At 65.8% G+C, this 21,245-nt stretch carries 19 protein-coding genes; 10 read left to right on the top strand and 9 right to left on the bottom strand.

The genetic code is table 11. The features are described 5' to 3' along the window. Window positions 1-33: 33 nt before the first annotated feature. Window positions 34-1,062, bottom strand: coding sequence for a sigma-70 family RNA polymerase sigma factor (locus SKC41_RS06340; RefSeq protein WP_330978772.1), 1,029 nt, complete (start codon window positions 1,060-1,062; stop codon window positions 34-36). Window positions 1,063-1,171: 109 nt separating this feature from the next. Between SKC41_RS06340 and SKC41_RS06335 the strand changes: the two genes are divergently transcribed. Beyond that, the gene (locus SKC41_RS06335; RefSeq protein WP_330976845.1) at window positions 1,172-1,942 is read left to right on the top strand and encodes an SDR family NAD(P)-dependent oxidoreductase; all 771 of its coding nucleotides are present in this window, start codon (window positions 1,172-1,174) and stop codon (window positions 1,940-1,942) included. 26 nt (window positions 1,943-1,968) lie between these two features. Continuing rightward, complete coding sequence (locus SKC41_RS06330; protein ID WP_330976844.1) at window positions 1,969-2,718, top strand: DUF899 domain-containing protein; 750 nt, start codon at window positions 1,969-1,971, stop codon at window positions 2,716-2,718. Window positions 2,719-2,818: 100 nt separating this feature from the next. Here SKC41_RS06330 and SKC41_RS06325 read toward each other — a convergent pair whose 3' ends face one another. Both SKC41_RS06325 and SKC41_RS06320 read right to left on the bottom strand, forming a co-directional pair. Then, window positions 2,819-3,043 (bottom strand): hypothetical protein, encoded by a 225-nt coding sequence (locus SKC41_RS06325; RefSeq protein WP_036465859.1) that lies wholly within the window; start codon window positions 3,041-3,043, stop codon window positions 2,819-2,821. A gap of 46 nt (window positions 3,044-3,089) precedes the next feature. Further along, complete coding sequence (locus SKC41_RS06320) at window positions 3,090-3,461, bottom strand: nuclear transport factor 2 family protein (RefSeq protein ID WP_330976843.1); 372 nt, start codon at window positions 3,459-3,461, stop codon at window positions 3,090-3,092. A 66-nt stretch (window positions 3,462-3,527) separates the two neighbouring features. On the opposite strand from SKC41_RS06320, the gene SKC41_RS06315 reads away from it, so the two are divergent. Beyond that, the gene (locus SKC41_RS06315; protein WP_330976842.1) at window positions 3,528-3,989 is read left to right on the top strand and encodes an SRPBCC family protein; all 462 of its coding nucleotides are present in this window, start codon (window positions 3,528-3,530) and stop codon (window positions 3,987-3,989) included. Between the two features lie 23 nt (window positions 3,990-4,012). Here SKC41_RS06315 and SKC41_RS06310 read toward each other — a convergent pair whose 3' ends face one another. The 6 genes from SKC41_RS06310 to SKC41_RS06285 are packed head-to-tail and all read right to left on the bottom strand — an operon-like array spanning window position 4,013 to window position 11,425. Continuing rightward, the gene (locus SKC41_RS06310) at window positions 4,013-5,173 is read right to left on the bottom strand and encodes an NDMA-dependent alcohol dehydrogenase (RefSeq protein ID WP_330976841.1); all 1,161 of its coding nucleotides are present in this window, start codon (window positions 5,171-5,173) and stop codon (window positions 4,013-4,015) included. 39 nt (window positions 5,174-5,212) lie between these two features. Next, on the bottom strand, window positions 5,213-6,688 hold the full coding sequence (locus tag SKC41_RS06305) for an AMP-binding protein (protein ID WP_330976840.1): 1,476 nt from the start codon (window positions 6,686-6,688) through the stop codon (window positions 5,213-5,215). After that, window positions 6,685-7,458: an SDR family NAD(P)-dependent oxidoreductase gene (locus SKC41_RS06300; protein WP_330976839.1), complete on the bottom strand. Its 774-nt coding sequence runs from the start codon at window positions 7,456-7,458 to the stop codon at window positions 6,685-6,687. Before SKC41_RS06300 ends, SKC41_RS06305 begins: the two co-directional genes overlap by 4 nt. A 1-nt stretch (window position 7,459) precedes the next feature. After that, the gene (locus SKC41_RS06295; RefSeq protein WP_330976838.1) at window positions 7,460-9,058 is read right to left on the bottom strand and encodes an AMP-binding protein; all 1,599 of its coding nucleotides are present in this window, start codon (window positions 9,056-9,058) and stop codon (window positions 7,460-7,462) included. Window positions 9,059-9,065: 7 nt separating this feature from the next. Beyond that, window positions 9,066-9,821, bottom strand: coding sequence for a GntR family transcriptional regulator (locus tag SKC41_RS06290; protein WP_330976837.1), 756 nt, complete (start codon window positions 9,819-9,821; stop codon window positions 9,066-9,068). After that, the gene (locus tag SKC41_RS06285; RefSeq protein ID WP_330976836.1) at window positions 9,821-11,425 is read right to left on the bottom strand and encodes an SMP-30/gluconolactonase/LRE family protein; all 1,605 of its coding nucleotides are present in this window, start codon (window positions 11,423-11,425) and stop codon (window positions 9,821-9,823) included. Before SKC41_RS06285 ends, SKC41_RS06290 begins: the two co-directional genes overlap by 1 nt. A 228-nt stretch (window positions 11,426-11,653) precedes the next feature. Here SKC41_RS06285 and SKC41_RS06280 point away from each other — a divergent pair, with 228 nt between their 5' ends. Genes SKC41_RS06280 through SKC41_RS06250 form a run of 7 tightly spaced genes read left to right on the top strand, consistent with a single transcriptional unit; the run spans window position 11,654 to window position 21,094 of the window. Next, the gene (locus SKC41_RS06280) at window positions 11,654-12,508 is read left to right on the top strand and encodes an SDR family NAD(P)-dependent oxidoreductase (RefSeq protein WP_330976835.1); all 855 of its coding nucleotides are present in this window, start codon (window positions 11,654-11,656) and stop codon (window positions 12,506-12,508) included. Then, window positions 12,508-13,896, top strand: a complete 1,389-nt coding sequence (locus SKC41_RS06275) for an aromatic ring-hydroxylating oxygenase subunit alpha (RefSeq protein ID WP_330976834.1) — start codon at window positions 12,508-12,510, stop codon at window positions 13,894-13,896. The genes SKC41_RS06280 and SKC41_RS06275 overlap by 1 nt, the downstream gene beginning before the upstream one ends. Window positions 13,897-13,904: 8 nt before the next feature. Beyond that, the gene (locus tag SKC41_RS06270; protein ID WP_330976833.1) at window positions 13,905-15,773 is read left to right on the top strand and encodes a flavin-containing monooxygenase; all 1,869 of its coding nucleotides are present in this window, start codon (window positions 13,905-13,907) and stop codon (window positions 15,771-15,773) included. A gap of 23 nt (window positions 15,774-15,796) precedes the next feature. Then, window positions 15,797-16,723, top strand: a complete 927-nt coding sequence (locus SKC41_RS06265) for an SDR family NAD(P)-dependent oxidoreductase (RefSeq protein WP_330978771.1) — start codon at window positions 15,797-15,799, stop codon at window positions 16,721-16,723. Between the two features lie 13 nt (window positions 16,724-16,736). Further along, window positions 16,737-17,879: a CaiB/BaiF CoA transferase family protein gene (locus SKC41_RS06260; protein WP_330978770.1), complete on the top strand. Its 1,143-nt coding sequence runs from the start codon at window positions 16,737-16,739 to the stop codon at window positions 17,877-17,879. Window positions 17,880-17,923: 44 nt separating this feature from the next. After that, window positions 17,924-19,636, top strand: a complete 1,713-nt coding sequence (locus SKC41_RS06255) for a thiamine pyrophosphate-binding protein (RefSeq protein ID WP_330976832.1) — start codon at window positions 17,924-17,926, stop codon at window positions 19,634-19,636. Window positions 19,637-19,663: 27 nt separating this feature from the next. Next, window positions 19,664-21,094, top strand: a complete 1,431-nt coding sequence (locus SKC41_RS06250) for an aldehyde dehydrogenase family protein (RefSeq protein ID WP_330976831.1) — start codon at window positions 19,664-19,666, stop codon at window positions 21,092-21,094. Window positions 21,095-21,245 lie beyond the last annotated feature (151 nt).

Raw genomic sequence — 21,245 nt, 5'->3', positions numbered from 1 at the left:
TAACAGCGGGTGTAATCGCGTCCCTAGGGAAGTTTACCGGCTGGATGGCAAATCAAACGTCGCGAACAACGCCGGGTCGAGGAAAACGGTAATCGCGGCGATTCCACCGGATCCCGGGGTGATGACGTGTATCGAATGGGCCCGCATCACGCCGTCGTCGGCGCGGCGGTACTCGGCCACGGCGGGTTGGGCATTTGCGGCAGTCCGGACCATCACAATGTCGCCGGCCGTTGTAAATGCCCGTGCGGCAAGGAATTCCATCACGGTTTCGCGGCCGGTGAACCACACCGGCATCGGCGGCATTTCGAGTTTGACGTCGGCTTGCAGCAGCTCGGTCAGCGCGGCCATGTCGGCGTTTTCGAACGCCGCACAGTAACGGTCGAGCAATTCGCGGCGATCGGCATCCTCGGGCTCGGCCGCGTCGTCTTCGGTGGGGGAGACCTCGGCGAGGCGGGTCCGCGCCCGCTGCAGCGCGCTGTTGACCGAGGCCGGGGTGGTTTCCAGCAGTTCGGCAACTTCGGCGGCGCTGAACTGCACCACATCACGCAGTATCAGGACGGCCCGCTGCCGCGCGGGGAGTTCCTGCAGCGCCGTCATCACGGCCAGCCGCACACTGTGCCGTGCCGTCACGGTGTCTTCCGGTGTCGCGAACGCACGGGTGTCCGGGATCGGCTCCAGCCACTGATGGGCGCCGGCGCCGGCGTCGAGATCGGCGTCCGGGTCGACCGAGCTGTCGCCCAGACCGGCCGGCAGTACGCGCCGGGCGCGGTTCTCCAGCGCGCGCAGGCATGCGGTGGTGGCGATCCGGTACAGCCAGGTGCGCAGCGCGGCGCGCTCCTCGAACGCTTGATAACCACGCCAGCCGCGCAGGTAGGTCTCCTGGACGAGGTCTTCTGCGTCGTGCACCGAGCCGAGCATCCGGTAACAGTGCGCGATCAACTCGCCGCGATACGGGGCCGCCTGCTCGATGAAATCTTGCTGAGCCGGCACGGTCGCTCTCCTATGTCTCGCCGGGTGGGCCGAAACGCTACTCCTTCTATAGAGACATCGAGGCGCCGAAATTCATCGGTGTTGTGGCGATCAATTCGGTCGATGCGCCGTATCTGAACTAGTGGATGTCAAACCAGGCCGGCGTTGCACCGGCAGAGTTCGGTAGGAAGCGAGTACGGACATGAATCGGTCCAACCACACCCACGCCGGCGAGCTTGCCGGCAGCACCGCGATCGTGACCGGGGCGAGCCGGGGATTCGGTCGCGCCATCGCGACCGCGCTGACCGAAGCCGGCGCCGAGGTGGTCGGCGTCGCACGCACGGCCGCGCTGCTCGACGCGGTTCGCGGGCAGCTCGGCGACGCCTTCATCCCGATGGTCGCCGACGCCGCCGATCCGGCCACGGCGAGTGCGCTCATCGACAAGTACACCCCGCGCACCCTGGTGTTGTGCGCCGGGTCTGCCCCGCAGATGAGACCGTTGCAGGAGCACAGCTGGGAAACCTTCAGCGCCAACTGGAATGTGGATGTCGCACAAGCGTTTCACTGGACCCGTTACGCGCTGCAGCGACCACTGGCGCCGGGCAGCTCGGTCATCCTGATGTCCAGCGGTGCCGCGGTCAACGGGTCGCCACTGTCGGGCGGATACGCGGGCGCGAAGTCGACGGTGAAGTTCATCGGCAGCTATGCGGCCGGGGAGTCGGACCGGGCCGGGCTGGGGATCACCTTCGTCTCGGTGCTGCCGCGCCTGACGGCGGCCACCGAGCTGGGCGCCGCAGCCGCGGCCGCCTATGCCGAGCGGCAAGGCGTCGATCTCGACACCTTCGTCGCATCGCCCGGACCCGCACTGACCGCCGAACTGGTCGGCACGTCGGTGTCGGCGATCGCCGGTGCCGAGCCCGCGCAGCACGGCGCCTATCTGCTCACCGCGTCGGGCCTGTCGTCGCTGTCCTGACACCAAATCGAAAGGCGGGCAACACAATGGACACACCACCGATCGTGTCGGCCCAGGAGTGGGAGGCCGAGCATCAGCGTCTGCTGGTCAAGGAGAAGGAGGTGATGCGGGCCCACGATGCGCTGGCGGCCATGCGGCGGCGCATGCCCTGGCTGGCCGTGGATCAGCAGTACGAATTCGAGGGGCCCGACGGCACGGTGAACTTGCCGGGGCTCTTCGAAGGCCGGCGTCAGCTGATCGTCTATCGCGCCTTCTTCGGACCCGACGTCCACGGTTGGCCCGACCATGCCTGCCGCGGCTGCTCGATGATCGCCGACCATATCGGGAACCTTGCTCATCTCAACGCCCGCGACACCACCCTGGTCTTCGTGTCGCGTGCGCCGCAGCCCGAAATCGAGCGCCTCAAGGCGCGGATGGGCTGGCAGATGCCGTGGTACACGATCACCGACAGCTTCGGTGCTCGTTTCGATGTCGACTTCGGCGTGCACGAGTGGCACGGCACGAACGCATTCATCCATGACGGCGACCGGGTCTTTCGCACCTACTTCATCAACAACCGGGGCGACGAGGTGCTGGGCAACACGTGGAGCTTCTTGGACCTGACGGCGCTCGGGCGCCAGGAGGCCTGGGAGGATTCGCCGTCGGGATACCCGCAGTCGGCACCGTATGAGTGGTGGGATTGGCACGACGCGTACGGCCAGCACGAGCCGTCGCGATGGTTCGGCGAGCCCGACCCCGACGATCCCGACGACCAGCGGCCGCCGCGCGCCGACTAAACGGGTCGCCTAATTGCCCGGAATTAGGTGCGAATAACACGAATGCGCGGTAGCCGTCCAACGGCTACTCGCGCATTATTTTCCGACGCGTGAATTCGTTCTACAAAATTCGGTGGTGCGCCCGGTCGACCTGGTATCCGGCCGGGAAAGACTTCTCGATGACCTGCAGCTGGTGGTCCACCCGGGACTCCAGTTCGAGAACGACGCAGCTATCGCCGAGGGATTTTGATTCGAGAACAATGTACCGCTGGCCACAATCGGTGATCGGGTCGCCCGAGTGCAATTTCTCGACCGCAACCGACTCCGGAGTTGCATCTGCCTCCATCCATGCCACGTTAGGTCAATTCGGCGAATGAGGGAATAGACCACCGCTAGGTGCTGTCGGCGTGGCGCTGCTTGAAAAAGACGCTGACCCGAGAGATCAGGCCGTCGTCGTCTTGCTCGAAGAGGATGCACTCGGGCCACGTCGTCGCAACGTCATCGATCTCGAACGTCTCCGACAGCTCGGCGTACGACACCCGGGAGTCGACGTGCGAGACCCGCTGCACGTGTAACCGATGGCCCTGGAGACTGGTGCATACCTTGCGCAGGTAGGCGACGTAGTGCGCCTTGCCCTCGACGACATCGCAAAACGGACCCTCCCGGGTTAGTCCTTCGTCGGCGATGGTGTCGGCCAGTCCCTCCCAGTCGTGAGCGGCCAGGCATTCCAGGTAGCGCTCGACCACTCGACCTTGCGTGCTCATGTCACCTCCGCTCGCTTCTGGGTCCACGGTAAGCGCGCCGCCGCGGCGGGGCTAGATTCGATCGCCATGAGCTGGTGGACCGTCCACGCCGACCGGACGCTGTCTGAGTTGGTGCCCGCGCCGCCCGACGCGGTGCGCGACTACTACGTGGACCTGAACAACATCAAGCTCGTCCACCCGCTGATCGTTTCGGTGGAAACGGTGTCGCGCAGCGAAACCCAGGACGGCTACCAGCAGACCTACCGAGTGGTCGATCAAATCCCATTGGGGCCGTTGACCTTAAGGACCACCTATCAGGCCCGGTTGCGCGTGCCCGTGCGCGGCGATGTGCTAACCGAGGCCGATCAGTCACCCGGGGTGCGGCTGCGCGCCACGGTGAGCTTCGATCCGGTCGACGGCGGGACCCGCATCACCGAGCGGATAGGGTTCACGGCACCGCGGCTATTGGCCGGGGTGACCGTCCGCGAGGGGGTCAAAGCACACATCAAGATGCTGGCCGGCATTCGGCGTCACTTCGAGGCCGGTTGACCGATCCTCGTCTGCGCCGGCGATCAAGCGTCGGCGAAATCGATCACGCCCCGAATGTTGCGGCCCTCGCGCAGATCCGTCATCGCCTCGTTGACCTCGTCGAGCCGATAGTGGCGGGTGACCAACTCGTCGAGCTTCAACGCGCCCGCCTGATATAGCGACAACAACATCGGCACACTCGTGCGCGGATTCATCCCGCCGTAGAGGGCTCCCTTGAGTTGTTTGGCCGACAGCACCATCTCCTGCAGGACCAGCGGAACCATCCCCTCGGTATACGGGGTGATGCCGGTGACCACGCAGGTCCCACCCTTGCGAAGCAGCCTCATGGCCATGGGGATCAGATCCACATGCAGAATACCGGGGGTCAAGACGACGCGGTCGGCCATCACGCCGGCGGTGATGTCCCCCACCAGGGGTGTCGCCTCCTCGGCGGAGGCGGCGGCATGCGTGGCACCGAAGATCTTGGCCGAATCCCGCTTGTATTCAACCGGATCCACCGCGACGACATATTTCGCGCCGGCGGCGCGCGCTCCTTGCAGGGCGTTCATCCCGACGCCGCCGGTGCCGATGACTACCACCGTGTCACCGGGTTCGGTGCCGGCCGTCACCGTCGCGGAGCCCCAGCCGGTGCTGACGCCGCACGATACGAGCGAGGCGGCATGGAAGGGTACCGTGTCGCCGATCTTGATGACGGACCTTTCCGTCAGGACGGCGTACTCGGCGAATGTGCCGAGTTGACCATAGGCCATGAGGTTTTCGTCGCCGAGATGCCGGCGGCACGTTCCGTCGGTCGGCATCTCTCGGGAGAACAGACTTGCGCCGGCATCGCAGATGTAGCTCTGCCCGTTCACGCAAAACCGGCAATCGCCGCATGCGGGAATGAACGACATCGCCACGCGATCACCCGGTCGCACCGTCGTCACGCCCGGCCCGACTTCTTCGACGACACCAGCGCCCTCGTGACCGCCGATCAGCGGGTACCAGTCCGGCTCAGGGATACCCGTCGCGGCCCGCACCTCGGCAGTCGGCAACACGTCGCCGGTGAACAGATGGTCGTCGGAGTGGCAGATTCCGGCGACGACCATCCGCACCAGGACTTCACCGGCGCGGGGCGGATCAAGCTCAACCTCGCAGACCTCCCAGTCCTGACCGACTCCGCGAATCACAGCGGCACGACACTTCATTGCGACCTCCTTGATTTCTCCTGGCACTCGCGGCGCGGTTCAGTGCGCCAGGCTGGCGCGCAGTTCCCGCTTGAGTACCTTGCCGTAGCTGTTTTTCGGTAGCTCGTCCACGAATTCGTAACGCTTGGGCCGTTTGAAGCGGGCGATGCGCCGCAGCAGATGTGCGTCCAAAGCCGCGGGATCGACGGCGCCCACGATGAACGCGACCACCACCTCGCCCCACTCGGCGTCGGGTGTGCCGACCACGCACGCCTCCGCGACGCCGGGGTGCTCGAGCAGCACCTCCTCCACCTCGCGGGGGTAGATGTTGCTGCCGCCGCTGATGACAACGTCTTTCGACCGATCACGCAGCGTCAGAAAACCGCGCGCGTCGAACGAACCCATGTCGCCGGTGTAGAGCCAGCCGTTTTTGAGCGTCGCGTCGGTCGCGTCGGGATTGCGCCAGTATCCGGACATGACCGCGTCGCCGCGGCATACGATTTCGCCGATCTCGCCGGCGGGCGCCGGGAGGCCGTCGGCACGCAGCACCGCGACCTCCATTCCCGACCGCGCATAACCGACCGAACCCAGAATCGCATCGTCGTTCGATTCGTGATCGACACCGCGCAACCCGGTGATCGTCATCGGGGACTCGCCCTGGCCGTAGATTTGGGCGAAGATCGACCCAAACGCCGTGATCGCCTTGCGTAGGCTTTCGACGTACATGGGCCCGCCGCCGTAGACGATCTTCTCGAGATTGGCCGGACGGCCGCGGCCCGTGTCGACCAGTCGTTGCACCATCGTCGGAGCCAGAAATGCACTGACGGCCGGGTGGTGTTCACAGAGATCGAGGAACTCGTCGGGATCGAACGCACCGGATTCGGGCACCACCTGGCGGGCAGCGCGCAGCACGTACGGCAGGACGTAGAGGCCGGAGCCGTGCGACATCGGCGCCGCGTGCACGAGGCTGCAGTGCTGGTCGACAGCGTCGATGTCGGCGAGGTGGGCGACGGTCATCGCCGTGAGGTTGCGGTGCGACAGCATCGCGCCCTTGGATCGGCCGGTGGTGCCGCTGGTGTAGAACAGCCACGCCAAAGCGGCCGGATCGGTGTGCGGTGGCGGCGCCGACGGGGCGGCACCAAACCGGCGTGAATAGTCCTCGCAATCAATGATTTCCGTGCGTGTGGTGGTGATCGGCGCGAGCTCGGCGCCGATCTTGGTCGAGGCGAACACTTGCGTGGCGCCCGCATCCTCGAGGATCTGCACCATCTCAAGTGGATGCAGCTTGAAGTTGATCGGGACGACGACACATTCGGCGGCCCAGATCGCGAACATCAATTCGATGATCTCGGGGCAGTTGTGGCTCGCGATCGCGATACGCGCCCCCGCACCGTGCTGCTGCCGGACCGACGCCGCCAGCCGTAACGCACGATCGCGCAACTCAATCCACGTGCAAACTTCACGGTGCCCGTGATACACGGCGCCGCGATCGGGGAACCGGCTCGCGGCCTGCTCGAGCAGCGCGAAGAGGTTCATTGCTCGATCCACCGCGATTCCAACGCGAAGTCCGACAGATACTTCGTCGAACTCCATCCGCCGTCCACGACGATCGTTTGGCCGTTGATGAAACTTCCGCCCGGCGAGCACAGGAAGGCCACGGTGCTGGCTATGTCGTCGATGCGGCCCAACCGCTGATGCGGGGTCATCTCGGTGTTGATTTTGCGGAATCGCTCGTCCTCCAAGCGCCTCTCGACCATCGGCGTCACCGTCACCCCGGGTGCGACGGCGTTACAGCGGATGCCGGACGCGCCGTACTGGCAGGCGATGTGGGTGGTCAGGGCGGTCAGCCCGCCCTTGGCGGCGGAGTAGGCGCCGCCGCGCAGACCGCCGACGACGGCGAATGTCGATGTCACGTTGATGATCGCCGACCCGGGGGGCATGTGTGGCAGCACGTCGCGCGCGAGCCGAAAGGGCGCCCGCAACATCAAACCCAAGAAGTAGTCCAGGGTTTCGTCGTCGGTCTCGTGCAGCGGTTTGGGGCTGCCCACTCCGGCATTGTTGATCAGGAAGTCAATGTGACCCCAGCGCCGCACCGCGAGATCCACGATGCGCCGCGGCGCGTCATCGTCGGTCAAGTCGACCGCGAGCGTGGCGACGCGATCCGGATCGTTGATCGCCCTCTCGAGTTCGGCGAGCCGATCTGGGTCGCGGCCCGTCCCCAGGATCGACATGCCCATCTCGGCGAGTCTGGTCGCGCAGCCCAAGCCGATACCGCTGCTGGCTCCCGTGACGATTGCGACCTGCATGTCACCCGTCCCTAGTTCTTGCGTCGATCAAAGACGCTCGGATCTGATGCTTGAGAACCTTGCCCGCGTCGTTTTTCGGCAGGGCATCGGTGATCACGACCTGCTCTGGTGCCTTGAATTTGGCGACGCCCTTGCTCACCAGCAGCCCAAGCAGGCTCGCGACGTCCGGGGTGGCCGTCCCCCTGGGAACGATCACCGCACACGTGCGCTCGCCGGTGCGCTCGTCGGGCAGCCCGACGACGGCAATCTCGGCGATGCCGGGGTGGTCGGCAAGCAGGTCCTCGACCTCCTTGGCCGAGATGTTCTCGCCGCTGCGGATGATGACGTCCTTGGCTCGCCCGGTCACGACGAGGTACCGGTCGTCAACCCAGCGCCCAAGGTCCCCGGTGCGGAAAAAGCCTGCGGCATCGAAGGAGTCGTCTTGCGCGTGGTGGTAACCCACCAGCATCTGCGGGCCGCGCACGCAGATTTCCCCGTCACCGGCGGGTGCGGACTCGTGCGCGACGAGCTTGATCTCCGCGATCCCGGGTCTGCCGTCGGTGTCCGCCGCGCAATCGGCTTCGTCGGACCCCGGAGCGCCGACTGTCGCGACGGGCACTTCCGTGCACCCATACACCCGGGTGACCACGGCACGGGTGAAATACGCTGCGGCACGGCGAATCAGCGTCGGCGATACGGATGCGCCGCCGCAGATGAACACCTTCAAGTCGGGCAGCCGGGTGCCGGCTTGCTCGGCGGCAGACAACAGCTGCTGCAGGAATGGCGTGGCCCCGGCCATGTGGGTACATCCCTCGGCGTCCATCAGCGCGACCGCCTCCGACGGATCCCATCGGTCCATCAGCACCGCGGTCGTCCCCAGCAGGAGCGGGCATTCGAAGGCATATATAGAGCCACCGATATGGGCGATCGGCGACGGGACCAGGAACGTATCGACCGGCTCGATCATCCAGTGGTCGCGAATCTGACAGATCAAGGCATGGATCGAATTATGGGTGTGGAGGACGCCTTTCGGGCGGCTCGTGGTGCCGGAGGTGTAAAGGATCATCCGCACCGAATCGGGATCCAGCTCGGGAAGCACCGCATCCCGTGCCGGCCGCTCCGCCAGCAAGGCCCCGTACGGTGTGTGCGAATCGGCAGCGCCGCGGACCACCACCACTGCCGGTGCCGGGCTCATCGCTGCCGTCACCCGGTCGAGCATCGCCGCGTAGTCATGCCCACCGTATGCGCCAGGGACGAAAATCATTGCGGTATCGGAGTCTTCGAGGATGAAACGCAGATCGTGGTCGCGCAGCGACGGCAGGATCGGGTTCACCACCATTCCGGCCAGCGTCGCGGCCAGATAGATGACGGCGGCCTCGTGCCAATTCGGCAGCATGAACGACACCACGCTGCCTGTCGGCATGCGCGACACCAGAGCGGTTGCCAACGCGCAGGCCTGCGTGTAGAGCGCGACACAATCTAGCCGAATATCCTTGTCCACCAATACTACTCGCTGTGGCGATATTTCGGCGGCGGTGCGCAGCGAATCGGCCAGCGTGGTGTGCACAAAGAGCTTGAGGCGGTATGCCTCGGCTGTGTCCTGCGGGGCCCGGGCGATCACCACGACCTCATCTGGGGGTGGCCTGACCAGTGACGCGACGCATGGTCATCGCGTACCGAAACCTCGACGACAGGTGGGTGTTGATCGTTACCTGAGCCACCTCGCCGTCGGAGGTCGTGTAGGTGCGCCGCATCTGCAGGGCAGCCGTTCCCGCTTCGACGCCCAGGCCGTCGGCCAGGTCCGGCGACAGCAAGACGGCGGCGATCTCCTGATGCAACGCAGCGACGCTGACGCCGAACAGATCCTCGATCAGCGGAAAAATGGGGCCGGCATGCCGTTGCAGCAACCTGCCGACCGCGGCGAAACTGCGGCTGATGTAGTACTCGGTTCGGCACATCGGCACCGACGCGCCGTCGGCCTGCCGGTAGCCGCGTACCGAGAGCCACTGGGTGCCGACCTCGAGTCCGGTCGCAGCGGCCAGCTCCTCGTCGATCGTCACCATCGCGTTGGATTCGATGGTCAGTTGCGCGCCGGCCGCGAACGCGAGGAGGTCGTCGATTGACATCGCATCCTGGGCATAGGAACTCGATGCCGGCCTGGGCACCACCCGGGTGCCCGCCCGCGGTCGAGACGCGACCAGGTTGTCCTCGCGCAGTCGGCGCAGCGCCTCGCGGACGGTATAGCGACTCACCGCGAAGCGCTCGCACAGTTGGTGTTCGGTCGGCAGCTGCGAGCCCACCGGGTAGACGCCGTCGACGATCTCCTTGCGCAGCGTGCGTGCGATCTGTAGGTAGCCTTGGTCACCCGCGATGGTCTGGGGCATCAGCCGCCGTCCTTGCGCAGTGCCAGCACGCTGCCGTCGCCGTCGGCCGAGATGAAGATCGTCCCGTCGGCCGCGGCGGTGATCCCGGCGAACGGGCCCTGCGGTCCGGAAAACGGCGGCATGCCCTGCAGCGGCTTGGGCGTGACGCCGGGCGGCGGACCGACCGGCAGCCCGGACGCGATCGTGCGCCGAGCGCTCCTGGTCAGGTCGAACGCGACCAACTCCTTGGCGCCGGCATCGACGACGTAGAGCACTCCGTCTTGCACCAGAATGCCTTGCGGGCGTTCCAGATTCGCGACAACGGTATCGATCTTCGACCCGTTCACCCTGACCACCCGGCCCGCCCCGGCCTCGGCGACCAGGCAGGCTCCGTCGGGATCGATCGCGACGCCGACCGGCTCACACAGGCCGGTGGCCAGCACCTCGGTGCCGCCGGACTGCAGCGACAACACCCGCCCGGTGCCCAGCTCCGCGAACACCACACCGCCGCGACTCAGCGTGACACCGTAGAGCTGGTCGAAACCGTCTGCCAGCACCTCGGTTTCGTTCGCCTCGGGCCGGTAGCGACTGACCTGACCGCCGGACGTCGTGACGACGAACTCGCCGGGCCCGCCGGCGACTAGGCCGCGCAGGAATCCGGGATAGCCGAAGCTGAACAGCATGCCCGCGGTGTGCAAGGTCCCGTCGGGCAGGGCGACGTAAAAGTAGGTGCCGTCGGCGATGTAGAGCCGTCCGTCGTGGCCCACCGCGAGGTCCAGCGGCCAGTTGAGCCCGCCGGGCAACACGGATCGCGTTGTGCCATCCGGAGATATCTCGGTGATCTCGCCGGTGAAGTTGGAGACGAACAGCTGCTCACCGACGAAGGCGCAGTTGTCCAGGCCCGGATTCAGCTGGGCGAGCAGTTGCCGTTCGCCGCTGCGGGGATCGATGCGCAGCACCTGTCCGCTCGCCACCTGCGTCGAAACGATATGGCCGTGCGCGTCGAACTTGACCGAATCAGGCACGCCGAGATCACTAGCGACGCACTGTGGTTCGCCCCCATCGGGGTCGATACGCCAGATTTCGTTGGCGCCCATCACCGGGAAATAGAGCAGGCCGTCCGGGCCGACCTCCATCGCATTCGGTGAGGGCACGTTCTCCAAGAGCACCCGTGGCGGCCCGCCGGCCAGGTCGAACTCCAGCAACCGTCCGCCCGCACGGCATTCACCGATGAACAGCCGGCCCTGATGAAAGGTGATGCCGTTGGCCGACGGCACGTCGTCACGCAACACCCGCGTCCGGCCGCCGGTGTCGCGCACGCTGACGCGGCCGTCCATCACCTCGGTCGCATACAGGTTGCCGTGATCGTCGAACGCGACGTCGTCGGGCGCCACGATGTCGCCGCCCTTGGGGCTCGCGGTCATGAGTTCCCCGGTGCGGTGATCCAGCGCGCTGATCTGACTGCCGGTGACCTGGGCGATGTAGATGCGACCGTCCGGCCCGGTACGCAACCCGTTGGCACCGAACAGCCGACTGGGCGCCGTGACTCGTTCGAGCTCCCAACCCTCGGCGACGTCGACGGGGTGCGTCGCCGGGTACCGCGAGGGCTGCGTAGAGATCGCCATGACTCGCCGAGGTCCTTCCGTCAGCCGTTTGGGCTGGACGCTATCAAGTCGTGTTAGTCCAGACAATAGCCGGGAAAGCGCGGCGTCACGACCTTGACAGCCAAGTCTATAGATCGGAATAGTGTTCTCCAAGGGACAGAATGCGATATTTTGTCCGGACAAAACGGGTGATAGTTGCGGCGGCGGACGATGACGACAAGCCAAGTCCAAGGCCGGCGAAAGTAGGTCATGGACGAGCGCGCGGATCCTCTACGGCTCGACGGCCGCGTCGTGGTGGTTTCCGGCGCCGGCGGCGGCGGCATCGGCACCACCGTCACGGCCATGACCGCCGGCGCCGGCGCCACGGTGATCGCGGTCAGCCGGTCGAAGGAAAACCTGGACGAGCACATCGATCCGCTGGCCGCCCACGGGCTGGCCGTGGTGCCCGTTGTCGCCGACGCGTCCACCGACGAGGGCATCGCCACGGTGATCGAGCACGCGCGCCGCGCCGAGGGCAACTTGTACGGGCTGGTCAATGTGGCCGGCGGAGCGCAACCGTCGACGTGGATGCCGTCGACCCGGGTGACGCGCAGCGACTGGCGCAAGATCTTCACCGACAATCTCGAAACGGCGTTCTTTATGAGCCAGGCCGTGGCGAGCGAACTCGTCGCGCAGCGACAGCCGGGATCGATCGTGTCGATCTCCTCGATCAGCGGTATGAACACCGCCCCGTTTCACATCGCCTACGGGACGGCCAAGGCCGCGATCGTCGCGATGACCCGCACGATGGCCGTCGAGTTGGCGGAATCGGGAGTCCGGGTGAACGCGGTGGCGCCCGGCGTCACCGAGACGGCGGCGTCGCGCACCTACGTCGACGAGGACCCCGAACGGGACCGACAGGCAATCGCGATGGGCCGGCGCGGGCGGCCCGAGGAGCAGGCCGGCGCGATCCTGTTCCTGCTGTCTGAGATGTCGAGCTACATCACCGGTCAGACCCTGCTTGTCGACGGCGGGCTGGACCTCAAATGGACCCATCTCGGCGCCGACAACACATCGCTCTTCCTCAAGGACGAATCCTTCCGCGCCGAGATTAGGAGGATGTGATGACAGACGTGGCCAAAGGCGTGAATTCCGAAGCGGCCGAAGAACTATCGAGGCCGACGACCATCGGCGTGGAGGCCTACATCTCCGGGGACTATGCCCGCGCCGAGCGTGACAAGCTGTGGCGCCGGGTCTGGCAGCAGGTCGGGCGCGTCGAAGAGTTGCCCGAGGTGGGCAGCTACCTCACCTACGACATCCTCGACGACTCGATCATCGTGGTGCGTACCGGCAGCAACGGATTTCACGCTCACCACAACGTCTGCATGCACCGTGGCCGGCGGCTGATCGACACACCCGAAGGTGCCAAGAATGCTTGTGCCCGAGCGCGTAAGTCGTTCGTCTGCGGCTTCCACGGCTGGACCTATGGTCTCGACGGCGCGTGCACTCACATCCGCGAGCAGCAGGACTGGCAGGAAGCGCTGACGCCGGACAACACCCATCTGCGGCCGGTCCGGGTCGACACCTGGGGCGGGTGGCTGTGGATCAACATGGACCCCGACTGTGAGCCGCTGGCGGACTACCTGTTCCCCGCCGCGAAGATTCTGGATCCGTTCGGCTTAGAGAACATGCGCTACAAATGGCGCAAGTGGCTGTCCTTCGACTGCAACTGGAAAGTCGCGCTGGAGGCGTTCAACGAGACCTACCACGTCTACACCACCCATCCGGAGTTCAATAAATTCGGCGAATTCAAGGGCTGGGCGAAAGTGCAAGGCAAGCACAGCCACATCGGCTATGACGCACCCGAGGACATGGAAGCCACCAAGTCCAAGATCCGCCTCGGCACCGGCGCCGACCCGCGTGTGTCTACCGCCCAGATGCAGGTGTACACGATGGAGGAAACCAACGCCACCACCACGCAGACGCTGGTGAATGCCGCCAAGCGGCTGGTCGACGAGTTGCCGGAGGGGACACCGGCCGACAAGGTTCTCGAGCACTGGCTGGCGTCCGCCCGTCGCGACGACGAGGCGCGCGGGGTGATCTGGCCGACGATTCCCACAGACATCCTGGGGCAGGCCGGCACCGCGTGGCAGATTTTTCCAAACTTCCAGATCGGGCAGGGTCTGACCAGCGCGCTGTGCTACGGCGCGCGGCCGCACCCCAGCTATAACCCCGACAAGTGCATCTTCGAGGTGTCGGTCTTCGAGCTCTACCCCAAAGGCGAAGAACCGCAGACGGAGTGGGAATACACGCCGGTCGGTGACCCGAGGTGGCGGTCGGTACTTCCGCAAGACTTCTCCAATATGGCCGCCGTGCAGCAGGGCATGAAATCGCTGGGCTTTGCGGGCACCAAGCCCAACCCATACCGGGAACGCAGCACGGTCAACTTGCACTACCAATTATCCAGGTACATGGGTGTCGGTGAGCCCCAAGAGCTTTCAGGTAAGGAGTAACCACCGGCATGACTCCCGACCTGGAAAAGCACCAAGACGGTTGCGGGCCGACTCAGACGCCCGACGACTTCGACATCGCCGCGCTGCGCGAGAAATACCGCCAGGAGCGCGAAAAGCGGCTGCGCAAGGAGGGCGGCGCGCAGTACCTCGAACTCGACGGTGACCTGGCCGATCTCTACGAGGTGGACCCGTACACACCGGTGGCCGACCGCGCCCCGATCGACGAGGACATCGAGGTGGCCGTCCTCGGCGGCGGGTTCGCCGGGCTGTTGTCGGGCGCCTACCTGAAAAAGGCCGGCGTGCAGGATGTTCGGGTCATCGACATGGCGGGGGACTTCGGCGGAGTGTGGTACTGGAACCGCTTCCCGGGCATCCAATGCGACAACGATGCCTACTGCTACATCCCGATGCTCGAGGAGCTCGCCTTCCTGCCGAGCAAGAAGTTCGCCGACGGCGCCGAGATCTTCGCGCACTGCCAGGCCATGGGTAAGCACTTTGGCCTCTATGACGGCGCGATCTTCTCAACGCAGGTCGAGACCATGCGCTGGGACGAGACGAGCAAGCGCTGGCGACTGATCACCAACCGCGGCGACGACATCCGCGCGCGGTTCGTGGTGATGGCGCAGGGCTCATACAACAAGCCGAAGCTGCCCGGTATCCCCGGTATCAAGGAGTACCTGGACAGCGGCGGCCACGCGTTCCATTCCGCACGCTGGGACTACGATTACACCGGCGGCGACTCTAACGGCGGCCTGCATAGGCTGGCCGACAAGCGGGTCGCACTCGTCGGCACCGGGGCTACCGGCGTCCAGCTGGTGCCGCATCTCGGCCGGGATGCCAAGCAGCTCTTCGTGTTCCAGCGCACCCCGTCGTCGGTGGACATGCGCGCCAACACGCCCACCGACCCGGCCTGGGCGGCGGCTCTGCAGCCCGGTTGGCAGGAGGAGCGCAAGCGTAACTTCCACAACTGGTCACCGTTTGTCGGGGTGGTCTTCGGCGAACCAGATCTGGTGTGCGACTTCTGGACCGAATTGGGCCGCAACATGACCGCCCGGATTGCGGCCAGCCCGGATCCCGCCTCGCTGGGGATCGAGGAGATCATGGCGATCCGGGAGGAAGAGGACTACAAGATCATGGAGCGGCTGCGCCGCCGCGTGGCCGCGCTGGTCGACGACCCCGACACCGCCGAGGCGCTCAAGCCGTACTACCGCTTCATGTGCAAGCGGCCGTGTTCGAGCGAAACGTACCTCCCGGCGTTCAACCTGCCCAACGTGACGTTGGTGGACGTGTCGGAATCCAAGGGAGTGGAACGCCTGACGGAAAAGGGCATCGTCGCCAACGGCGTCGAGTACGAGGTCGATTGCGTCGTATTCGCCAGCGGGTTCGAGATCTCCACGGAGATCAGTCGGCGCTTTGCGGTCGACGTCATCGAGGGCCGAGACGGGCTGTCGCTGTTCGACTACTGGCACGACAGGTACCAGACGCTGCACGGCATTACCACCCGCGGTTTCCCCAACCAGTTCTTCACCGGCTTCATCCAGGGGGGCGTCTCGGCCAACACCACCGCGATGTTCGAGCAACAGGCCGAGCACATCGCCTACATCATCGCCGAGGCGCATAAACGCGGCGCGACCACCGTCGAACCCAGTCAAGAGGGCCAGGACGGCTGGGTCAAAACGGTCGCCGAACTCGCGATCGACAACTCGGCATTCGAGATGTCCTGCACCCCTGGCTATTACAACAATGAGGGTCAGGGTGGCGCCAAAGACAATGGTGCGTTCCTCGGTGATTTCTACTCGCCGGGCTTCTACGCCTTCGGTGACCTGATCGCCGAGTGGCGCGCCAAGGGTGACCTGGAAGGCCTTGAGCTTTCGTGAGCGAGTTGCGGTTCGACAACCGCGTGGCCGTGGTGACCGGGGCCGGTCGCGGGCTGGGCCGCGCCTACGCGCAACTGCTCGCCTCACGCGGGGCGAAGGTGGTGGTCAACGACGTCGGCGGCAGCCTCGACGGCGCCGGGGCCGACGCAGGTCCGGCCGAGCAGGTGGTCGCCGAGATCACCGCGGCCGGGGGAGCGGCCGTCGCGTGTGGCGCGTCGGTCGCGACCCGAGAGGGCGGCGCGGCGATCATCGCGGCCGCTCTCGAAACCTTCGGCCGCATAGACATTCTGGTGCACAACGCCGGCAACGTCCGGCGCGGCTCGCTGAAGGACATGAGTTACGAGGACTTCGACGCCGTGCTCGACGTGCATCTGCGCGGCGCGTTCCACGTGGTGCGGCCGGCGTTTCCGCTCATGTGCGCGGCAGGCTACGGCCGCATCGTGCTGACGTCGTCGATCGGCGGCCTGTACGGAAACCACAACGTGGCCAACTATGCCGCCGCCAAAGCCGGTGTGATCGGGCTGTCTAACGTCGCCGCGCTCGAGGGCGCCGCCGAGGGTGTGCGGTGCAACGTGATCGTGCCGGCCGCGGTGACACGGATGGCCGAAGGCATCGATACCTCGGCCTATCCGCCGATGGGTGCGGAACTCGTTGCACCCGTGGTGGGTTGGCTCGCGCACGAGTCGTGCACGGTGACCGGTGAACTGTTCATCGCGCTGGCGGGTCGGGTGGCGCGCGCCGTGGTCGCGGAGAGCCCGGGCGTGTGCCGGTCATCGTGGACGATCGAGGACGTCGGCAGCCACCTGGATGCGATCCGCTACGTCGAAGCGCCGCTGATCTTTCCGGTCGCCCCGGATGGCCATGACGAGCACATCCGCTACAGCTTCGACCTGGCTCAGAGGTCTAACGAACTACATGGCTCAAACGACCAAGGAGCGCTCCATGGCTAGCCCGACGGGCCCGATGACCGGGGTGCGCGTGGTCGACCTCACCGCAATGGTGATGGGACCGTACTGCACGCAGATCTTGGCCGACATGGGTGCCGACGTCATCAAAGTCGAACCGCCCCAAGGGGATAACACTCGCTACATCTCGGTGGGTCCGGCGCCTGGCATGAGCGGGGTATTCGTCAATGTCAACCGGGGCAAGCGCAGCGTCGTGCTGGACCTGCAAACCGAGGCGGGAACCGCTGCGCTGCGCGCTCTCGTCGAGACCGCCGACGTATTCATCCACTCGATGCGCGCCAAGGCAATCGCGAAGCTCGGCTTCGGCTATGACGATGTCGCCGCCATCAATCCCGCAATCGTCTACACCAATTGCTACGGGTATGGGCGACGCGGACCCGATCACGACCGTCCCGCCTACGACGACACGATTCAGGCCGAATGCGGCCTGCCCGCGGTGCAGCAGCAATTGACCGGTGAGGCCGATTACGTCGGCACCATCATGGCCGACAAGATCGCCGGGCTGACGGCGCTGTACGCGACGACGATGGCGTTGTTTCACCGCGAGCGCACCGGTGAGGGGCAAGAGGTCGAGGTCGCCATGTTCGAAACCATGGCGTCGTTCATGCTCGTCGAACACGCCAACGGTGCCATGTTCGACCCTCCCCTGGGGCCGGCGGTGTATCCGCGCACCGTGGCGCCCAACCGCCGCCCGTATCGCACCAGCGATGGCTACATCGCGGCGTTGATCTACAACGACAAACACTGGAACGCCTTCATGGAAGCCGTGCAGCCGCCGTGGGCCAGCGAGCTGTATTCGACGCTGGAACAGCGCGCTCGCGAGATCGACACCGTCTACGGGCTGGTCGCCGAGACGATGAAGGAGCGTTCCACCGCCCAGTGGCTAACGCTGTTGCGCCAACTCGAGATACCGGTCGCGCCGCTGAACACCCCCGGCGCGCTCTTCGACGATCCGCATCTGGCCGCCGTCGGCATGTTCGAGACGGTGGACACCCCGCACGGGCCGGTGCGCTTCCCCGGCGTGCCCACCTGGTTCTCGCAGACGCCGGGCCGCGTCGCGGGGCCGGCACCAGAGCTCGGCGCCGACACCGCGGCCGTCCTCGACGAACTCGGCCTGGCTTTCGACCCGAAGCCGGGATAGCGCTTGATCAACGAAATCTATTGTCAGTAGAGGAGTTTCTCACAATGACCGTGCCCGTTTACAAACGCATCCTCGACCTGTTCGAGGCTGAGGGCGTGAATACACTGTTCGGCATCCCGGACCCGAACTTCGTGCACATGTTCGCCGAGGCCGATGCGCGCGGGTGGTCGGTGGTCGCACCGCATCACGAACTGAGCGCGGGATTCATGGCCGAAGCGGCGTCGCGGATGACGGGCAACCCCGGACTGTGCATCGGCACCCTGGGCCCGGGCATGGCCAACATCGCCGGAGCGATCCAGTGCGCGCTGGTGGAGAACTCGCCGGTGATCTTCCTCGGCGGGCAGCGGGCCCGCGTCACCGAGCGCCGGGTGCGCCGCGGCCGCATCCAATTCGTACAACAGGAGCCCCTTTTCGCCGCGTCGGTGAAGTACAGCAGCTCGATCGAATACGCCGACCAGACCGACGAGATCATTCATGAAGCCATCCGCAAGGCGATGTCCGGCACCCCGGGTCCGTGCTACGTCGAATTCCCGTCGCACGTCATCCTCGAGGAACTCGATGTCGCCGAAGCGCCACCGCCCCGTACCTACCGGCTGGTCAACCAGGGCGCCGGCACCCGCGAGGTCGCCGAGGCCGTCAAGCTGATCCGCGAGGCCAAGAGTCCGGTCCTGCTGGTCGGCCACGGCGTGCACACCACCCGTACCCAACAACAGGTCAGGGAGCTGGCCGAGCTGATGGCCTGCCCGGTGATCCAGACCTCCGGCGGCACCTCGTTCATCCCGGGACTGCAGGAGCGGACATTCCCCTACTTGTTCTCCCCGGCGGCCAACGACGCGGTCGAGGAATCCGACCTGTGCGTCGCGCTGGGTACCGAACTCGGTGAGCCGATGCACTACGGCCGGACCCAGCATTGGGCGGGCAACAATGCGAACCGCAAATGGGTTCTGGTCGAGCAGGATCCGACCGCCATCGGCGTCAACCGCCCGGTCGACGTGGCGCTGGTCGGCGATCTGCGCGGTGTCGTGCCACAGCTGGTCGCCGCGCTCAAGGATTCTGCACGCAAACCCACGCCCGCGCTGGCAACCCTGGTTGAAAAGGATGCGAAAGAGCTTGCGGACGTGGCGGAATCGGCACCGTCTGGACGCTCGCCGATCCACCCGGCGCGCTACGTGGTCGAGGCCACCAAGGCGTTCAACGAACTCGAGGATGGCATCATGGTGCGCGACGGCGGCGCGACCGTGATCTTCGGTTGGACCTACTCGCAGTCCAAGCCGCGCGACGTCATCTGGAACCAGAACTTCGGCCACCTCGGCACCGGACTGCCCTACGCGGTCGGAGCGTCCGTCGCCGAGGGCGGCAACCGCCCGGTGATGCTGCTGACCAGCGACTCCGCCTTCCTCTTCCATATTGCCGAGTTGGAAACCGCTGCGCGGCAAAACCTTCCGCTGGTATGCGTGGTGGGCGTCGACCACCAGTGGGGCCTGGAAGTCGGCGTGTACAAGCGCACCTTCTCCCAGCCGTCGCCGCAGCCCGGTGTGCACTGGAGCAAGGACGTCCGGATGGACAAGGTTGCCGAGGGCTTCGGCTGCCACGGTGAATACGTCGAGAAGGAAGAGGAGATCGGCCCGGCGATCGCTCGCGCCTACGCCAGTGGCAAAGTCGGTGTAGTGCACGTGTGCATCGACCCCAAGGCCAACTCCGAGGAGATGCCCAAGTACGACCGATTCCGGACCTGGTATGCCGAAGGCACTCAGTAGGCAAAAGGATTGCGAGAAGGAGGAGCCATGCGCGAATACCTGAACTTCTACATCGACGGCAAGTGGGTTGAGCCGTTGCAGCCCAATACTTTCGACGTGGAGAATCCGGCAACCGAGGAGGTGTCCGGCAAGATCTCGCTGGGCTCGGCGGCCGACGTCGACGTGGCGGTCAAGGCCGCTCGGCGCGCCTTCGCCAGCTGGTCGCAAAGCAGCCGCGAACAGCGGCTGGACCTGTTGCAGGCCATCCTTGCCGAATACCAGAAGCGCTCGGGCGACCTCGCCGAGGCGGTCACCGAGGAAATCGGCGCGCCGGCGTCGCTGGCCGCGGGGCCGCAGGTCTTCCTCGGGATCGGTCACCTGAGCACGGCCATCGAGGCCTTGAAGAACTTCGCGTTCGAGGAACACAAAGGGGCGAGCCTGATCACCAAGGAGCCGATCGGCGTCTGCGGACTGATCACGCCGTGGAACTGGCCGATCAACCAGGTCGCCGTTAAGGTATACCCGGCGTTGGCGACCGGCTGCACCGTGATTCTGAAACCCTCTGAGGTAGCACCGTATTCGCCGTATATCTTCGCCGAAATCCTTGATGCCGCGGGTGTGCCGCCGGGAGTGTTCAACCTGGTCAACGGCGACGGCGCGGGCGTGGGCGTCGCCCTGGTCAGCCATCCCGACGTCGACATGGTGTCGTTCACCGGATCCACCCGCGCCGGTATCGAGGTGGCCAAGCTGGCCGCGCCGACCGTCAAGCGAGTGACCCAAGAGCTCGGCGGCAAGAGCCCCAACATCGTGCTCGACGACAGCGGCTTCGCCGACGGTGTCCGCGCCGGTGTGTCCAACATGATGCCGAACTCCGGGCAGAGCTGTAACGCACCCACGCGCATGCTGGTGCCGAACTCGCGTATGGCCGAGGCGATCTCCATCGCGCGGGAGGCCGCCGAGCAGGTCACGGTGGGCCACCCCGACGCAGGGACGACGATCGGGCCGGTGGCGTCGAAGACGCAGTTCGACAAGGTGCAACGGCTGATCCAGCACGGCGTCGATGAGGGCGCGACCGTGGTGGTGGGAGGCCCGGGCAGGCCGGACGGGCTGGACACGGGCTACTACGTCAAGCCGACGGTCTTCGCGCACGTCACCAACGACATGACGATCGCGCGCGAGGAGATCTTCGGGCCGGTACTGTGCATCCTCGGCTACGACGACCTCGACCAGGCCGTCGAGATCGCCAACGACACCGAATACGGTCTGGCCGGGTTCGTCTCGGGGGCCGACCTCGACAAGGCACGTGAGGTCGCTCGCAAGATTCGCGCCGGCTGGGTGACGATCAACCATGCCTTCGACATGAACGCGCCCTTCGGCGGCTACAAGCGCAGCGGCAACGGTCGTGAGTGGAGCGAGTTCGGTTTCCACGAGTATCTGGAAGTCAAGAGCACCCTGGGCTACGCCCCGGACAAGGCCTGACACTCTAGGCCAAAACCGAACACGCCACAGCCGAAAACCGGCGCGTGTCTGCGCCGTATCCGACGCCGTCGCCCCTAAGCTAGCTCAGATCAAGAGGAGGGGCGACGACGTATCGGCAGCAACTACCGCGCCGGGCACCACAGTGGTCAGG

Origin of the sequence: Mycobacterium sp. 050128, from assembly GCF_036409155.1 — a bacterium.
GTDB lineage: Bacteria > Actinomycetota > Actinomycetes > Mycobacteriales > Mycobacteriaceae > Mycobacterium.
This window is presented reverse-complemented; position numbering and strand designations above follow the sequence as displayed.

Excerpts from the sequence above, each read along its gene's own strand:
- SKC41_RS06315 (WP_330976842.1), top strand. The coding sequence starts at position 3,528 with ATGAGCTGGTGGACCGTCCACGCCGACCGGACGCTGTCTGAGTTGGTG.
- SKC41_RS06285 (WP_330976836.1), bottom strand. The coding sequence starts at position 11,425 with ATGGCGATCTCTACGCAGCCCTCGCGGTACCCGGCGACGCACCCCGTC.
- SKC41_RS06330 (WP_330976844.1), top strand. The coding sequence starts at position 1,969 with ATGGACACACCACCGATCGTGTCGGCCCAGGAGTGGGAGGCCGAGCAT.
- SKC41_RS06280 (WP_330976835.1), top strand. The coding sequence starts at position 11,654 with ATGGACGAGCGCGCGGATCCTCTACGGCTCGACGGCCGCGTCGTGGTG.
- SKC41_RS06250 (WP_330976831.1), top strand. The coding sequence starts at position 19,664 with ATGCGCGAATACCTGAACTTCTACATCGACGGCAAGTGGGTTGAGCCG.
- SKC41_RS06260 (WP_330978770.1), top strand. The coding sequence starts at position 16,737 with ATGACCGGGGTGCGCGTGGTCGACCTCACCGCAATGGTGATGGGACCG.
- SKC41_RS06290 (WP_330976837.1), bottom strand. The coding sequence starts at position 9,821 with ATGCCCCAGACCATCGCGGGTGACCAAGGCTACCTACAGATCGCACGC.
- SKC41_RS06320 (WP_330976843.1), bottom strand. The coding sequence starts at position 3,461 with ATGAGCACGCAAGGTCGAGTGGTCGAGCGCTACCTGGAATGCCTGGCC.
- SKC41_RS06255 (WP_330976832.1), top strand. The coding sequence starts at position 17,924 with ATGACCGTGCCCGTTTACAAACGCATCCTCGACCTGTTCGAGGCTGAG.
- SKC41_RS06300 (WP_330976839.1), bottom strand. The coding sequence starts at position 7,458 with ATGCAGGTCGCAATCGTCACGGGAGCCAGCAGCGGTATCGGCTTGGGC.
- SKC41_RS06310 (WP_330976841.1), bottom strand. The coding sequence starts at position 5,173 with ATGAAGTGTCGTGCCGCTGTGATTCGCGGAGTCGGTCAGGACTGGGAG.
- SKC41_RS06335 (WP_330976845.1), top strand. The coding sequence starts at position 1,172 with ATGAATCGGTCCAACCACACCCACGCCGGCGAGCTTGCCGGCAGCACC.
- SKC41_RS06305 (WP_330976840.1), bottom strand. The coding sequence starts at position 6,688 with ATGAACCTCTTCGCGCTGCTCGAGCAGGCCGCGAGCCGGTTCCCCGAT.
- SKC41_RS06325 (WP_036465859.1), bottom strand. The coding sequence starts at position 3,043 with ATGGAGGCAGATGCAACTCCGGAGTCGGTTGCGGTCGAGAAATTGCAC.
- SKC41_RS06270 (WP_330976833.1), top strand. The coding sequence starts at position 13,905 with ATGACTCCCGACCTGGAAAAGCACCAAGACGGTTGCGGGCCGACTCAG.
- SKC41_RS06275 (WP_330976834.1), top strand. The coding sequence starts at position 12,508 with ATGACAGACGTGGCCAAAGGCGTGAATTCCGAAGCGGCCGAAGAACTA.